Origin of the sequence: Thermochromatium tepidum ATCC 43061 (genome assembly GCF_009664085.1) — a bacterium.
GTDB lineage: Bacteria > Pseudomonadota > Gammaproteobacteria > Chromatiales > Chromatiaceae > Thermochromatium > Thermochromatium tepidum.
Window position 1 is genome coordinate 762,027 of record NZ_CP039268.1, and the last position, 14,438, is coordinate 776,464.

At 62.6% G+C, this 14,438-nt stretch carries 14 protein-coding genes and 3 pseudogenes; 10 read left to right on the forward strand and 7 right to left on the reverse strand.

The features are described 5' to 3' along the window. Positions 1 to 81: 81 nt before the first annotated feature. Complete coding sequence (xseA, locus tag E6P07_RS03430) at positions 82 to 1,410, reverse strand: exodeoxyribonuclease VII large subunit (protein ID WP_153974323.1); 1,329 nt, start codon at positions 1,408 to 1,410, stop codon at positions 82 to 84. A 162-nt stretch (positions 1,411 to 1,572) separates the two neighbouring features. On the opposite strand from xseA, the pseudogene guaB reads away from it, so the two are divergent. The 5 genes and pseudogenes from guaB to tadA all read left to right on the forward strand — a co-directional run. Then, positions 1,573 to 2,499, forward strand: a pseudogene (gene guaB / locus E6P07_RS03435) (IMP dehydrogenase); the annotation flags it as partial. Continuing rightward, positions 2,500 to 2,574: pseudogene (locus tag E6P07_RS14140) on the forward strand (hypothetical protein); the annotation flags it as partial. 1,029 nt (positions 2,575 to 3,603) lie between these two features. Next, positions 3,604 to 4,170 (forward strand): annotated as a pseudogene (locus E6P07_RS03445) (IMP dehydrogenase); the annotation flags it as partial. A 4-nt stretch (positions 4,171 to 4,174) separates the two neighbouring features. Continuing rightward, positions 4,175 to 5,749 carry a glutamine-hydrolyzing GMP synthase gene (gene guaA, locus E6P07_RS03450; protein WP_153974324.1) on the forward strand — a complete coding sequence of 525 codons (1,575 nt, stop codon included), beginning with the start codon at positions 4,175 to 4,177 and terminating at the stop codon, positions 5,747 to 5,749. 274 nt (positions 5,750 to 6,023) lie between these two features. After that, complete coding sequence (tadA, locus tag E6P07_RS03455) at positions 6,024 to 6,539, forward strand: tRNA adenosine(34) deaminase TadA (RefSeq protein ID WP_153974325.1); 516 nt, start codon at positions 6,024 to 6,026, stop codon at positions 6,537 to 6,539. Between the two features lie 20 nt (positions 6,540 to 6,559). Here tadA and E6P07_RS03460 read toward each other — a convergent pair whose 3' ends face one another. The 3 genes from E6P07_RS03460 to E6P07_RS03470 all read right to left on the reverse strand — a co-directional run bounded on the left by E6P07_RS03460 (position 6,560) and on the right by E6P07_RS03470 (position 7,998). Further along, a complete protein-coding gene (locus E6P07_RS03460; RefSeq protein ID WP_153974326.1) occupies positions 6,560 to 7,057 on the reverse strand; it encodes a bacteriohemerythrin in 498 nt (165 codons plus the stop codon). Between the two features lie 92 nt (positions 7,058 to 7,149). Further along, on the reverse strand, positions 7,150 to 7,608 hold the full coding sequence (locus E6P07_RS03465) for a hypothetical protein (RefSeq protein ID WP_153974327.1): 459 nt from the start codon (positions 7,606 to 7,608) through the stop codon (positions 7,150 to 7,152). A 90-nt stretch (positions 7,609 to 7,698) separates the two neighbouring features. After that, positions 7,699 to 7,998, reverse strand: coding sequence for a hypothetical protein (locus E6P07_RS03470; RefSeq protein WP_153974328.1), 300 nt, complete (start codon positions 7,996 to 7,998; stop codon positions 7,699 to 7,701). 212 nt (positions 7,999 to 8,210) lie between these two features. Between E6P07_RS03470 and E6P07_RS03475 the strand changes: the two genes are divergently transcribed. Further along, entirely contained in the window at positions 8,211 to 8,786 is a 576-nt protein-coding gene (locus E6P07_RS03475) for a histidine phosphatase family protein (RefSeq protein ID WP_425505154.1), read from the forward strand. A gap of 124 nt (positions 8,787 to 8,910) precedes the next feature. Here E6P07_RS03475 and E6P07_RS03480 read toward each other — a convergent pair whose 3' ends face one another. The 3 genes from E6P07_RS03480 to E6P07_RS03490 are packed head-to-tail and all read right to left on the reverse strand — an operon-like array spanning position 8,911 to position 10,866. Then, positions 8,911 to 9,750, reverse strand: a complete 840-nt coding sequence (locus tag E6P07_RS03480; protein ID WP_153974329.1) for an HDOD domain-containing protein — start codon at positions 9,748 to 9,750, stop codon at positions 8,911 to 8,913. A 4-nt stretch (positions 9,751 to 9,754) separates the two neighbouring features. Continuing rightward, the gene (locus E6P07_RS03485; protein WP_153974330.1) at positions 9,755 to 10,069 is read right to left on the reverse strand and encodes a hypothetical protein; all 315 of its coding nucleotides are present in this window, start codon (positions 10,067 to 10,069) and stop codon (positions 9,755 to 9,757) included. A gap of 50 nt (positions 10,070 to 10,119) precedes the next feature. Continuing rightward, positions 10,120 to 10,866, reverse strand: a complete 747-nt coding sequence (locus E6P07_RS03490) for a hypothetical protein (protein ID WP_153974331.1) — start codon at positions 10,864 to 10,866, stop codon at positions 10,120 to 10,122. Between the two features lie 125 nt (positions 10,867 to 10,991). Here E6P07_RS03490 and E6P07_RS03495 point away from each other — a divergent pair, with 125 nt between their 5' ends. From E6P07_RS03495 to E6P07_RS03510, 4 genes are read left to right on the forward strand one after another with little or no spacing between them, the layout of a single operon-like run. Then, a complete protein-coding gene (locus E6P07_RS03495) occupies positions 10,992 to 11,861 on the forward strand; it encodes a PHP domain-containing protein (protein WP_153974332.1) in 870 nt (289 codons plus the stop codon). A 21-nt stretch (positions 11,862 to 11,882) separates the two neighbouring features. Continuing rightward, positions 11,883 to 12,506 (forward strand): L-threonylcarbamoyladenylate synthase, encoded by a 624-nt coding sequence (locus E6P07_RS03500; RefSeq protein ID WP_153974333.1) that lies wholly within the window; start codon positions 11,883 to 11,885, stop codon positions 12,504 to 12,506. Next, positions 12,506 to 13,177: a site-2 protease family protein gene (locus tag E6P07_RS03505; protein WP_153974334.1), complete on the forward strand. Its 672-nt coding sequence runs from the start codon at positions 12,506 to 12,508 to the stop codon at positions 13,175 to 13,177. The genes E6P07_RS03500 and E6P07_RS03505 overlap by 1 nt, the downstream gene beginning before the upstream one ends. Before the next feature lie 19 nt (positions 13,178 to 13,196). Then, the gene (locus tag E6P07_RS03510) at positions 13,197 to 14,417 is read left to right on the forward strand and encodes a tryptophan--tRNA ligase (protein ID WP_153974335.1); all 1,221 of its coding nucleotides are present in this window, start codon (positions 13,197 to 13,199) and stop codon (positions 14,415 to 14,417) included. Positions 14,418 to 14,438 lie beyond the last annotated feature (21 nt).

The window sequence follows — 14,438 nt, forward strand, 5'->3', positions numbered from 1 at the left end:
AACGATTCGCATACCCTAGCCCTTATCCACTCGCGGGGGAGGGGTTGGGGAGAGGGAAGACCAGGCGAAACCTCATCCCAATCAACGCGCCACCGCCTCGATCCACCCACCGGCCACCCGGATCCGGAGCCAATCGCCCGGTGCGACCTGGGCGGGGTCACGGACGATCTCGTCCTTGGGCCAGCGGGTCAGGATGGCATAGCCCCGACTCAGGGTTCCCAGCGGACTGCGCGCCTCTAGTCCGGCGACGGCGCGCAACAGCCGTTCGCGCCGATGTGTCAGCAGTTCGGACTGAGCACGGCGCAGACGGCGTTCCAGCGCCTCCAATCGCCAGCGTGCACGCTCGATCCGATGCACGGGTATCTGGCGTTCGAGCCGCTCGACGACCGGTTGCAGACGCCGGCGGGCCTCACCGAGCCGGTTGGCGATGAGCGTGCGCAGTCGCCACTCGGCGCGATCCAGCCGCTGGATCTGTTGCTGAAGCCGCGCCATCGGGTGCAATAGATTCAGGTGGCGCCGGCTCGCGTCCAGGCGCTGACGAGCCGTGTCGAGTCGACGCTGCTGGGCCGCGACCAGTCGGTTGAAAAGCATCGCCACGCGCTCGCTCAGATGCGCGCCCGAGGGCGCGACCAATTCCGCTGCCGCCGAGGGCGTGGGCGCGCGCTGGTCGGCGACCAGATCGGCGATGGTGAAATCGATCTCGTGTCCGACGCCGCTCACCACTGGGATCCTGGATGCACGGATGGCGCGTGCGAGCCGCTCGTCATTGAAGGCATTGAGATCCTCCAGCGAGCCGCCGCCGCGCGCCAGGATCAGGACATCGCAGTCAGCACGCGCATTGGCCAGCTCGAGCGCGGCGATCAGAGACTCGGGCGCCGACTCGCCCTGTACCAGGGCCGGATAGATCAGTACGGGTAAGGCCGGGAGGCGCCGTTCGAGCAGGGTGATCAGGTCGCGCACCGCTGCGCCGGTTGGCGAGGTGATGAGTCCGACCTGACGCGGGAAGGCCGGGAGTGGACGCTTGAGCGCCGGGTCGAACAGCCCTTCGGCGGCGAGGCGCTGTTTGAGCTGCTCGAACGCCAGTCGTAGCGCCCCCGCGCCATCCAGTTCCAGATGCTCGATGAGGAGTTGGAACTCACCCCTGGGCTCATAGAGCGAAACCTGCGCGCGTGCCACTACCTGTTGTCCGTTGGCCAGGGCAAAGGTCAGCCGCTGACGCTTGGAACGCCATAGCACGCATCGTACCTGGGCCCCGGCATCCTTGAGGCTGAAATAGAGATGCCCCGAGCTGGGTTGGGAAAAGTTTGAGATCTCGCCGCGTACCCAGAGCAGCGGAAAGCCGGTTTCGAGTACAGCACGTGCCTCGCTGACCAGACGCGAGACGCTGTGGATGTCGCGTGAGAAACCCATCTTTACTCTTTGAGTCAATTATTTTAGACTTAAACGTTTATCTAGAGCACCGCCGGTTGGGGCGGGGAGCCTGCTCCGACCGGGCGGCGCCAAGCCGCCGGGGCCTTTTGCGCCTTTGCTCCGGCCTCCTGTCTCTCGACGCGATCCGCGGAGCCTCCAGTCATGCGCCTGATCCAGGAAGCACTCACCTTCGACGATGTTCTGCTCGTTCCAGCCCACTCCACCGTGCTGCCGAACGAGGTCGATTTCAGCACCAAACTGACCCGCGCGATCGATCTGCGCATCCCGCTCATCTCGGCAGCCATGGATACCGTCACCGAGTCGCGTCTGGCCATTACTATGGCCTTGGAGGGCGGCATCGGCATCATACACAAGAATATGAGTGTCGAGCGCCAGGCGCGCGAGGTGCTGACGGTCAAAAAGTACGAGAGCGGCATCATCCGCAATCCGATCACAGTCTCGCCACGTATGAGTATTGGCGAGGTATTGGCACTCACCCACGCCAACAACATCTCGGGCGTCCCGGTCACCGACGGCGGCGAACTGGTCGGCATCGTCACTGGGCGCGACCTGCGCTTCGAGACACGCATGGACGAGCCGGTCTCGACCATCATGACCCCCAAGGAGCGGCTGGTCACGGTCCAGGAGGGGGCGAGCCGCGAAGAGGTCATCGCCCTCCTGCACAGACACCGCATCGAAAAGGTGTTGGTGGTCAATCATCGCTTCGAGCTGCGCGGTCTGATCACGGTCAAGGACATCCAGAAGGCCAGGGACTTCCCCAAGGCCTCGCGCGACGATCACGAGCGTCTGCGTTGCGGCGCCGCGGTGAGTGTGGGCAAGGGCACCGAGGAGCGGATCGCGGCGCTCGTCGAGGCAGGCGTCGATGTGGTGGTGGTCGACACGGCGCATGGTCATTCGCAGGGCGTGCTCGATCGGGTGCGCTGGATCAAGAGACACTATCCGGATCTCCAGGTCATCGGCGGCAACATCGCGACCGCGGAGGCCGCGCGCGCCCTGGTCGAGGCCGGTGCGGACGCGGTGAAGGTCGGCATCGGGCCGGGCTGTTTTGCGGCTGGTACGCGCGTCTTGATGGCCAACGCGACCTATAAAAATATTGAGCAGGTACATCCTGGTGATCGTGTCATCAATCGTGACGGCAAGCCGGTTACGGTCGTCAATGCTTGGTGCACCGGCGTGCGCGAGGTCATGCAAATCCGTCATGCAGCGTCTTTTCTGGGTACGTTGGCCACGCCCGACCATCGCTATCTGATTGGCGATCTGAGTACGGTCAGTGCCGAGACGGTTGCCTCCAAAGGGTACGTCAAGGTGTTGGAGCGCCCAACTCGTCTAGGTGAATCAAAAATCGATTGGACACCGATTGCTGAAGTCGAACGCGGTGTCTGTCTGTTCCCGCGCCGGATCGATTTTGAACTACCGAATCACATCGAAATCAATCTTGCCGATTGCGCCATTCGCAAGGATCTACAGCTTGCGCGCTATCACTGTGAGATCCGCGATTCCTATGAGCTCGGCTATCTGTTCGGTACCTTCCTAGGTGATGGTCATGCCTTCATCGCCGCCTCGAAAAACTCTGAAGTTGGTCGGGTCTCCTGGTATTTCAGCGAACGCGAGCAGTCCATCGCCGACAAGTTGAGTCACTGTGTTCAGGAAGTCACCGGTGTCGAACCGGTACAGTCAGAAGGCCCGGGCATCATCAATGTTCATTTCTACTCGCTGCAATGGGCACGATTGTTAGCCCGCTGCGGCAAGCGGCATGAAAAACATCTGCCGTCTGAATGGTTATGCGCCAATCCTGAGTATCTACATGGACTCTTCGATGGATTAGTCGATAGCGACGGTTATACGGACGCTGATGGTCGGATTGGCTTTACCAACACCTCACAAGCGCTGGTCGAGCTCTTCAATATCCTTTCGCTACTGGTCAAAGGTAGTCTGCCGAACTGTCATGTCGAGCCGGGGTCGGCAGGCGGTCTCGTGGGTGTCTCAGATGCCGACTGCCGCGACTCTTACCGTGCGCGTCTCAATGTCTCGTATACCAAGCGTCTGACTGAAGAACATCAGGTACTCAAAATTCTCGACCGTCAGCCGCTGCGTTTGGCGCTCCCGGTCTATGACATCGAAGTCGATTGTCCGACGCATAGCTTCATCGCCGACAACGCGATCGTGCATAACTCGATTTGCACCACCCGGATCGTCGCCGGGGTCGGCGTGCCGCAGATCACGGCGGTGGCCAATGTCAGCGAGGCGCTGGCGGGCACCGGCGTCCCGCTGATCGCCGACGGTGGTCTGCGCTTCTCGGGCGACATCGCCAAGGCCATCGCCGCCGGTGCGCACAGCGTCATGATCGGCGGGCTGTTTGCCGGCACCGACGAGGCGCCGGGCGAGGTCGAGATCTACCAGGGCCGTTCTTACAAGTCTTATCGCGGTATGGGATCACTCGGCGCTATGGGGGCGACCGAGGGTTCCAGCGACCGCTACTTCCAGGAGAACACCGAAAAAGAGAAGCTGGTCCCCGAGGGCATCGAGGGCCGCGTCCCTTACAAGGGCAGTCTGGTCAACGTCATCCATCAGCTCGTCGGTGGACTGGGTTCCAGCATGGGCTATACCGGCTGCGCGACCATCGAGGAGATGCGCACCAAGCCTAAGTTCGTGCGCGTGAGTATCGCCGGGATGCGCGAATCCCATGTGCATGACGTGCAGATCACCAAGGAAGCCCCCAACTACCGGATCGACACCTAAGAACATGGTCAATCTCTACGCCGATCGCATCCTGATCCTCGATTTCGGTTCCCAGTACACCCAGCTCATCGCGCGCCGGGTGCGCGAGTCCGGGGTCTATTGCGAGATCCATCCCTGGGATATGGATGCCCAGTCGATCCGCGCGTTCGCTCCCAAGGGCATCATCCTCTCCGGCGGTCCCCAGTCGGTCCATGAGCCAGAGACGGCGCGTACCGACCCCAGTGTCTTCGAGCTGGGCGTGCCCGTGCTTGGGATCTGTTATGGATTGCAGACCATGTCCGCCCAGCTCGGCGGCGCCGTGGTGCCCTCGACCCATCGCGAATATGGCTATGCCGAGGTGCGGGTGCATGGCCATTCGCGTCTGCTCGACGGCATCGAGGATCGCACCAGCCCTGAGGGCCAGGGTCTGCTCGATGTCTGGATGAGTCACGGCGATCGCGTCGATGTACTCCCACCCGGATTCAGCGTCATCGCCGAGACCGATCATGCGCCCCTGGCCGGTATCGCCGATGAGACACGCCGTTTCTATGGGCTGCAATTCCATCCCGAGGTCACGCATACCCGTCAGGGTCAGCGTATCCTGGAGCGGTTCGTCCACGACATCTGCGGCTGCGGGCGGCGATGGACCCCGCGCAACATCCTCGAGGAGAGCCTGGATCGGATCCGCGCCCAGGTCGGCAAGGATCGGGTCTTGCTCGGGCTCTCGGGTGGGGTCGATTCCAGCGTGGTGGCCGCCTTGCTGCATCGCGCCATCGGCGATCAGCTCGTCTGTGTCTTCGTCGACAACGGTCTGTTACGGCTCGGTGAGGGCGATCAGGTGATGAGCACCTTCGCCCGCCACATGGGGGTGCGCGTGATCCGGGTCGATGCCGAGGAGCGCTTCCTGAGCCGTCTGAAGGGTATCACCGACCCGGAGCAGAAACGGAAGATCATCGGCAATACCTTCATCGAGATCTTCGACGACGAGGCAAGCCGGCTTGAGGATGTCAGATGGCTGGCGCAGGGGACCATCTATCCGGACGTCATCGAGTCGGCGGCTGCCAAGACCGCCAAGGCCAGGGTCATCAAGTCGCATCACAATGTCGGCGGACTGCCCGAGACCATGAACCTTCGCCTGCTCGAACCCCTGCGCGAGCTGTTCAAGGATGAGGTGCGCCAGCTCGGCATCGAACTGGGACTACCGTATGAGATGGTCTATCGTCACCCCTTCCCAGGGCCGGGTCTCGGGGTTCGCGTCCTGGGCGAGGTGGTCAGGGATTCGCTCGCCACCCTGCGCCAGGCCGATCACATCTTCATCGAGGAACTGCGGCGCGCCGGGCTTTATGATCAGGTCTCGCAGGCGTTCGCCGTGTTCCTGCCGGTGCATTCGGTCGGTGTGGTCGGCGACAACAGGCTCTATGCGCCTGTGATCGCCCTGCGCGCGGTCGAGACCCTCGATTTCATGACGGCGCGCTGGGCACATCTGCCCTATGAATTCCTAGACCTGGTCTGTCGGCGCATCGCCAATGAGGTACCGAATGTCTCGCGTGTGGTCTATGACATCACCGGCAAGCCACCGGGGACCATCGAGTGGGAGTGATACCGCCGGTTTGAATCAGCGTAAACAACCCTCGACTGAAGTCGAAGGCTTTATTGTGAGACGCAGCAAACATGGTTGACCGCATCCCCAACATTGGGCGTGTTTACAGCCGCCCTTGGCAGCGGGGCCCCGCTGCCAATCCGGGCCAGGTTTCGACTGGCGTTACAGTCGGCGTGCGCCCGGAGACCACACTGCATTATACACCACATGGCGCACTTCGCGCGCCCGCAATTCCTCCCGCGACTCAAGTCGCGGGTTTCCTTGCGGAGGGTCTATGAATCCGGTGTTTGCTGAAGCGGACGCGCGCTGGATGCGCCATGCCCTGGAGCTGGCATGGCGCGCCGCCGGGGAGGGGGAGGTTCCGGTCGGAGCTGTGTTGGTTCGGGAGGGCGAGATCCTGGGCGAGGGCTGGAACCGCCCGATCAGAGAGCACGACCCAAGCGCCCATGCCGAGATCCAGGCCCTGCGTGATGCCGGGCGGCGCGTCGGCAACTATCGCCTGCCCGGGTCCATCCTCTATGTCACGCTCGAACCCTGCGTCATGTGCACCGGGGCTATCATCCACGCGCGTGTCGCCCAGGTGGTCTATGGCGCGCCCGACCCCAAGGCCGGGGCCTGCGGCAGCGTCTTTGACCTGCTGCCGTCCGATGGACGCTTCAATCATCGAACCGAGGTGCGCGGCGGTCTGCTCGCCGAGGACTGTGGCGAGGTGCTCAGGGCCTTCTTTCGTGAGCGCCGCGCGCACTCGACCTCGGCTTTTCTGTCATGGACCCAAAACGCAGGGGGCTAAGCCCACGGGTGTCACGCCGCTTAGCGCCGGCTTGCCTGGTAGCTCGATTGATACGGACGCATGGTCGCTAAACGCTCGGGCACGGCAGCATCGCCGACCAGATTGAAATAGGTCTCGGCGAAATGGCGGTCGGCGCCCAGGATGTGGGCCAGCAGCCAGTCACGGATGATACCCTGGCTCGTCTCGTCGAAGACCGTCAGGCCATCCTTGCGCCACTCGCGCAGCAGGGCGGTGAATTCGGCCATGAGCACGGCATGTTCGCATTGATGCTCGCCGATGCCTTCATAGTCGAACGAGCGCATGAACGCCTCCTCGCGCCGGAAATGTTCGCGCATCGACTCGCCCAGCTGAGTTAGGGCGTCGAGCAGCGCGTTGGCGTCTCCCGCGCGTCCTTGTGACGCCTCGGGGCAGAAACGCAAACAGATATCAGCGAGCTGCTCGATCAGCGCGCGGTGCTCCTGATCGAGTAGCTCGATATCGAGCGACCATTCATCACGCCAAGTCAGTAATCTGGTCATGAAATCCTCCGGTTTGCGTACTCTTGTGGTCCGCTTTATCTATAGATTGGCGCCAGGTACGACGCCCGTGGATACCAAAAACCGCGCGGATATCAATCACGACGCGGTTTGAATGGGAGAATACGAACTGTCGCGCGCGGCCGTTCCTCGATCGTCTGCTTGAGTCTTAGCCGATCAAGCGCCAAGCCGATCTCGGACAGCAGCCGCCGCTGTATGTCCTTTAGATCCTTAAAATAATAGACCATCTCACAGGAAACGGGGTCGCACAGCGAAGCCTGTCCGACGAATGGTCGCCAAGCCAGTCGGATCAGTCGTCCGCCCTCGCCGTTGTGGTAGGCGTAACCGCCCAGGGCATCGACAAAGATCAGCTCCTCGGTGTCGAGCACCGCTAGATATTGCATCGAGCGGATCGGTATGAACACACTCGATCCGCGCGCCTGTTTCAGCAAGCGGCGCAGGGCATTGTGGATGGGGGCCGGGATGGTGGTCAGCTCGCGCGCATATTCGGTGTCGGGGCGGAAGAAGACTTCGCGGATGAAGTAGCTAGACATGTCCGGAGCGTCCTCATCGTAAAGTGGAACCGGTCTCGGCTGGCTGCCGACGATCTCTAGGCCGCAGCGATCAGCGCCCAAGGTATGATGTCAGTCGGTCTCGTCGAGTTCCGGATCCCAGCCCGCGGCACGTGCCCGCTCGATGGCCTCGCCATAGATGCGCGCGTGACGGTCACGCAGCTCGGGTGGCAGATTGGAGACCAGATGGCCATAAGGCTCCCAAGCGGCCGTCACCTTGTCGTAGAGGGCATCGATCCCCTGGATGGTCCAGCCCTCGCAAGTCTCATCCTCAGGGATGATCCCGAACACCCAGGCATCGCGGATGATGTTGGCCGTCGGGGTCATGGCCTGCTTCTGCTTGTGTATGCCCTCGTAGATCTTTGGCTTCATGCGTGCTCGGCTTTTTGGTGTTGTAAGGGAAAGCGGATCGGAATCTTTAATGTCCATCGTGGTGGTCTTGCACCTGTGACCGAATATGAAGACTGGGGCGCGAAAATCCAGACGGCGATCGGATGTCGATGGATCGCTCGTGCAGGCGTCGACGATCGTTGTTGATGGGGGGAAGCAGCGTGACTGAAACGGGCGAGACCTTGGTCGATCTCATGCGGCATGGTGAGCCCCAAGGCGGGCAAGGCTATCGCGGGCAGGGGATCGACGATCCGCTGTCACCACTCGGTTGGGAGCAGATGCGTCGTGCAGTCGGGGCGCGCTGTCGCTGGGATCAGATCATCAGCTCACCCTTGAGTCGGTGCTGGCTCTTTGCTGCCGAGTTGGCGGCGCAGCACACCTTGCCCCTGGCCATTGATCCAGCGTTTCGCGAGATCGGCATGGGTGACTGGGAGGGGCGCTCCCATCTAGAGATCCGCCGCCATGAGTCTGAGCGGTTCGCCGCCTTCAAGCGCGACCCCGTCGCATTCAGGCCACCGGGTGGTGAGCCGTTGGAGTCGTTTCAGCACCGGATCGTTACGGCCTATGAGCGCCAGATCGCTGTCTATCCAGGTCGACGTCTGTTGATCGTCTGTCACGCCGGGGTCATTCGCGCGCTCCTGGGCCATATCTTGGGCGCGCGACCCGAGCGCTGGTATCGGTTGCAGATCGATCATGCCTCGATCAGCCGCATTCGCCTGGATCGCTTCGGAATCTCATCCATCGCGATCCAGACGAGTGTCCTGGATTGACCGTGCCGTTTATTAATGAAGCTTGAAGAAGCGGCTGAGTCCAAACCGGATTGGATTGACTCGGCAACGCATCCACAACGCCTTCGCCTTCGCTGGCCGCCTCGGCAGGGGATGAGCCTGTTTTTCAAGACTCCATGAAGGCAGAGATCACCTCCCGTGTGGTGAGGAGGATCGCCTCGAGTATGGCCGGAAGCTGCTCGATGTCGAGTCCAGTGCGCTTCCAGGCGTCATCGTCGAGCACTGGAACCAAGCGTGTGCCGCTGGTCCCGAGTCCGAGACTGTTGACGATCAGATCGGCGACATGCACGACAGCGGTCTCGGGGACGTGCAGAGAATGCCAGGGGGTGTGGTGATCGGAGACGGCCGAGCGGAAGACCTCGGGCAGCTGCCAGTGTGCAAGCAGGATGGCGCCGAGTTCAGTGTGGTCAATGCCAAGGTATTGGCGCTCTAGGTCGTGCAGATGGCCCTGGTGTTCACAATGGGCCCGCAGCGCGGCCCCCATGTTAAGCGGCTCCAGCAGATAGAGCGGCAGGCGCCCAATGTCATGCAGCAGTCCGGCCAGATAGGCGTGTTCCGGGTTGGCTCGACCGCCCTGGTGCGCGATGAGACGGGCCGCCACGGCGCAGGCGAGGCTATGTTCCCAGAACGAGCGCATGGACACCGTGCCAGACGGTAGATCACGAAAGACCGTCATCAAGGAAGTAGACAGCACCAAGTGATGGGCGGCGGTCGTACCGATGAGTGTCAAGGCGTGCAGGATGGTGTCAACCCGGGTCGCCAGTCCATAGAGTGGGCTGTTGGCGACCCGCAGCAGGCGCATGCTCAGGGACGGATCGGACTCGATCAGGTTGGCCAGGGTCTCTAGCGCCATGTCTGGGGCCGCGATGGCTTCGCGCACACGCAGATAGACGTTCGGGAGTGCGGGCAGCTCGCCGAGTTGCTCGATGAGGCGGTCGTCGCTCATCCCCTCACCCCTGGCGCCGTTCGAGCATCCGGCTTAGACAAAACGCTTGCAATGCCTGAATCACGGGATGATCGCGATTGCTCAGACTGAATTGGGTATCGATCGAGCGAAGGAGTTCGTCGCTGATTTCGGGATGTCGCCTCCCTAGATCGCCTGCCTCCTCGTCGCGCGCGATGCAAACATCGGCCACGGCCCACGACCTCAGCAGCCGGATCTGACGCTCGCTCAGGACAACGCCGGCACGGATCAGGATCCGACCCTGAGGATCGTGAACATCCTTGGCGAGCCGCATTCCTGGTTGGATCTCTGTGAGACGCATGAGAGACTGATCCGCGATTATCGTCGATCGGTGCATTCTACATCAGGCACTCAGTGTAGGCGCTGTCTCGTGCACCAAATCTCGAAATAGCGCTGCATGATCTCGCGTGCCTGGGTCGGGTAGTCGAGTGTTTCCATTTGCCCCATGCCCTCGCGGAAGAAATCAGGCGCTTCTTCCGGCAAATGCTCGGCGATGGTCTGGAAGGCAGCTTCCATCAGGGCCGGTTGACGGGTGCGGGTGGCGATGATGGCGCGGTTGATCAGGAGTACGCGCCAGGGGCGGGTAGGGGTGTTGGTTTCCAGCTCCAGGACACGCTCGATGCCAATGGCGTCCATGATCTCGCTCATCAGTCCGTAGAGTTCGACGAGCGACTCGGGTCGGCGCAGGCTATTGGCCATCCGGGCGAGTGCGTTGACCACGGGCTCGGGATGTGGCAACTCGCAGCCGCGGCGCAGCATCCAGACACTCAGCGGTAGGGTCAGCCGCTCCAGCGCCTGTGCCTGAGTCGGTAGATTGAGACGCTGGGCGAGCTCGCTGAGTTGGACGAGCAGTCGCAGCCCGTGCTCCAGGATGAGTTCTGGGTCGGAGCCGGTTGTCTGCCGGATCCGGTGCGCAAAGTCGGCCCTCGATCCGCTGTCGGCGGCATGCAGGACCTCAAGCAAACGTTCGAGCCCCGCCAGGAGCACCCGTGGCGTCGGTTCGATGGGATCTGTTGTTTCGTCGCTGACACGCTGGAGTTCCTCGCCGAGTTCATCGAGACGCTGCACGATGTGGCTGATGTCGATCGGTGGCAACATGGGAGTCCGCTCTCCGCGTCGATCCGTCCCGCCAGGGGCGTGGATCTGGGAAGCATAGCAAGCGCGGGAGGATCCGTATTGCGTCTGATCGCACGTCGCCTTCGCCATTCGGTTAAACTAAATCGATGCCCACTATCCCCGATCTGCATACGCATTCGACCGCCTCCGACGGCACCCTCACACCGACGGAACTGATCGTGCGCGCCGGTGCGGCTGGGGTGCGGGTGCTGGCACTCACCGATCACGACAACACCGACGGCCTAGCCGAGGCCGCACAGGCGGCGGACGCGCAGGGCCTGATCCTGATCCCCGGCGTCGAGATCTCGGTCACCTGGAATGCGCTCACCGTGCATGTGGTGGGGCTGAGGCTCGATCCGGCCAACGCGCAACTCCAGGCCGGTCTGGCGCGGTTGATGGCCTTTCGTGTCTGGCGCGCCGAGGAGATTGGACGGCGGCTGGCCAAGCATGGCATCGAGGACGCCTACGCAGGTGCGCGGGCGCTGGCTCGCGGGCGTCTGGTCGGTCGCACCCATTTTGCGCGCTTTCTGGTCAAACAGGGGCGCGCGGCGGACACCAACGAGGTCTTTCGGCACTTCCTCACGCGCGGCAATCCGGGTCATGTGCCGGGCGACTGGGCCAGCCTCGAGGAGGCGGTCGGCTGGATTCGCGGTGCCGGGGGTCTAGCGGTGATTGCCCATCCGGCCCGCTATGACCTGACACGCGCCCGGATGCAGCGGCTGCTCGGTGAGTTTCGCGAACTGGGCGGCGTCGGTCTCGAGGTCGTCACCGGCAGTCACAGTCGCGACGAAACCCTCACCTTCGCCCGTCAGGCGCGCGAGCAGCATCTGCGTGCCTCGGCGGGCTCCGATTATCATGGACCCGAGAATCCCTGGATCGAACTCGGTCGGCTACCGTCCCTTCCGGACGGCTGTGTGCCCATCTGGCGCGACTGGCCCGAGCTGGTGCTCCAGGAGCCTTGCGCGGCCTACGGTTAGAGACCGAACCGAGATCCCTTGATGGCACAGTTCTTCCAGATCCATCCCGAGAATCCGCAGCCGCGGCTGATCCGTCGCGCGGTCGAGATCCTGCTCGAAGGCGGGGTCATCGTCTATCCGACCGATTCGTCCTATGCGCTTGGTTGCCAGATCGGTGAAAAATCGGCGATGGAGCGCATCCGGTGGATCCGGCGGCTCGACGACAAGCACAACTTCACCCTGGTCTGTCGCGATCTCTCCGAGATCGCGACCTATGCCAAGATCGACGATCGGGCCTATCGATTGCTTCGGTTGCTGACACCCGGGCCCTATACCTTCATCCACGAGGCGACCAAGCAGGTGCCGCGCCGGCTGCTGCATCCGCGCCGCAAGGCCATCGGTCTGCGTGTGCCGGACAATGTCATCTGTCGCGCGATCCTGGGCGAACTCGATCAGCCGATCCTGAGCACCACCCTGATCCTGCCCGATCACGACGAGCCGCTAACCGATCCCTATGAGATGCGCGAGGCACTCGACAAGCATGTGGATCTGATCATCGACGGCGGCTTTTGCGGTCTGGAGCCGACGACCGTGATCGATATGACGGCCGATCCGCCAACCCTGGTGCGTCGCGGCAAGGGCGACGCCACACTGTTCGAGGAATGATGCAAGCGCTCAATCACATGCAACTGCTGGCGGTGTTGGCCGTGCCTGTGTTGCTGGCCATCACCGTGCATGAGGCCGCCCACGGTTGGGTCGCCAGCAAGCTTGGCGACCACACCGCACTCAGGCTCGGTCGCGTGACCTTCAACCCGTTGCGGCATGTCGATCCGGTCGGCACACTGCTGGTACCGGCGCTGGCCTTCTTCTTCACCGGGTTTTTGTTCGGTTGGGCCAAGCCGGTGCCGGTCAACTGGCGCAATCTGTATCATCCAAGGCGCGACATGGCGCTAGTGGCGGTGGCCGGTCCGGGGGCCAATCTCATCATGGCGCTTGCCTGGGGGCTGATCATCCAGGCCGGACTGCTCATGTTTCCGGTCAGTCACTGGATCGCGCTGCCGCTGATCTATACGGGCGCCGCCGGTGTACTCATCAATGTGTTTTTGATGGTGCTGAATCTGGTGCCGCTGCTGCCACTCGACGGCGGGCGGGTGCTCAATTCGCTGCTGCCACCGCGTCTGGCCAATCTGTTCTCACGACTCGAACCCTTTGGATTAATCATCCTGCTGGTCCTGCTCGTCACAGGCGTACTCGGGGCCGTCCTGCTGCCGATCGTTATCTGGACCCTCGGCTGGCTGCCGGGAAGCGGGATCGTCAAGGAACTCTTTTTCGTCTGATACGCGAGGTCATCGACCCTTGGCTTCTGTCTCGACTCAACACAACACGCGCGTTCTCTCGGGCATGCGTCCGACCGGTCGGCTGCATCTCGGTCATTATCACGGCGTACTCAAGAACTGGCTGGAGTTGCAGCACGAGTACGAGTGCTTCTTCTTCGTCGCCGACTGGCACGCGCTCACCACCCATTACGAGGATCCGACCAGGATCCCCGAGAACACGCGCGACATGGTGATCGACTGGCTGGCCGCCGGTATCAATCCAGGCTCGGCCACCCTGTTTGTGCAGTCGCGGGTGCCCGAACACGCCGAGCTGCATCTGCTGTTGTCCATGATCACGCCGCTCGGCTGGCTCGAACGGGTGCCGAGCTATAAGGATCAACAAGAGAGGCTCAAGGAGCGCGATCTGGCGACCTATGGCTTTCTCGGCTATCCGCTGCTCCAGAGCGCCGACATCCTCATCTACAAGGCCGGTCAGGTGCCGGTCGGTGAGGATCAAGTCGCCCATGTGGAACTGACGCGCGAGGTGGCGCGGCGCTTCAATCACATCTTCGGACGCGAGCCGGACTTCGAGGTCAAGGCCGAGGAGGCCAAGAAGAAGATGGGTAAGAAGAATGCCAAGCTGTTCGACGATCTGCGGCGACGCTATCGGGAACAGGGCGATCAGGAGGCCTTGGAGGTGGCGCGCGCGCTGCTCGAAGGCCAGGGCAACCTCACCCTATCCGACCGCGAGCGGTTGTTTGGCTATCTGGAAGGCGGCGGGCGCATCATCCTGCCCGAGCCGCAGGCGCTCCTGACCAAGGCGTCGAAGATGCCGGGGCTGGACGGTCAGAAGATGTCCAAGTCTTACAACAATGCGATCTCGCTGCGCGACTCGCCAGCCGAGGTCGAGAGGGCGTTGCGGACCATGCCGACCGATCCGGCGCGGGTGCGGCGCACCGATCCGGGCGATCCGGAGAAGTGCCCGGTGTGGCCGTTCCATCAGGTCTATTCGAGCGAATCCGTGCGCGAATGGGTACAGCAGGGCTGCCGCTCGGCTGGGATCGGCTGTCTGGAGTGTAAGCAGCCGATCATCGACGCCGTGCAGGCTGAACTGACGCCGATCCAGGAGCGCGCGCGCGAGTACGAGGCCCAGCCCGATCTGGTGCGCAGCATCCTCAATGAAGGCTGCGAGAAGGCCCGCGATGTGGCCCGCGAGACCATGGACGAGGTCCGGCACGCCATGTCGCTGGTGATGTCCTGAAGCGCGTTGCGGCTTGAACGC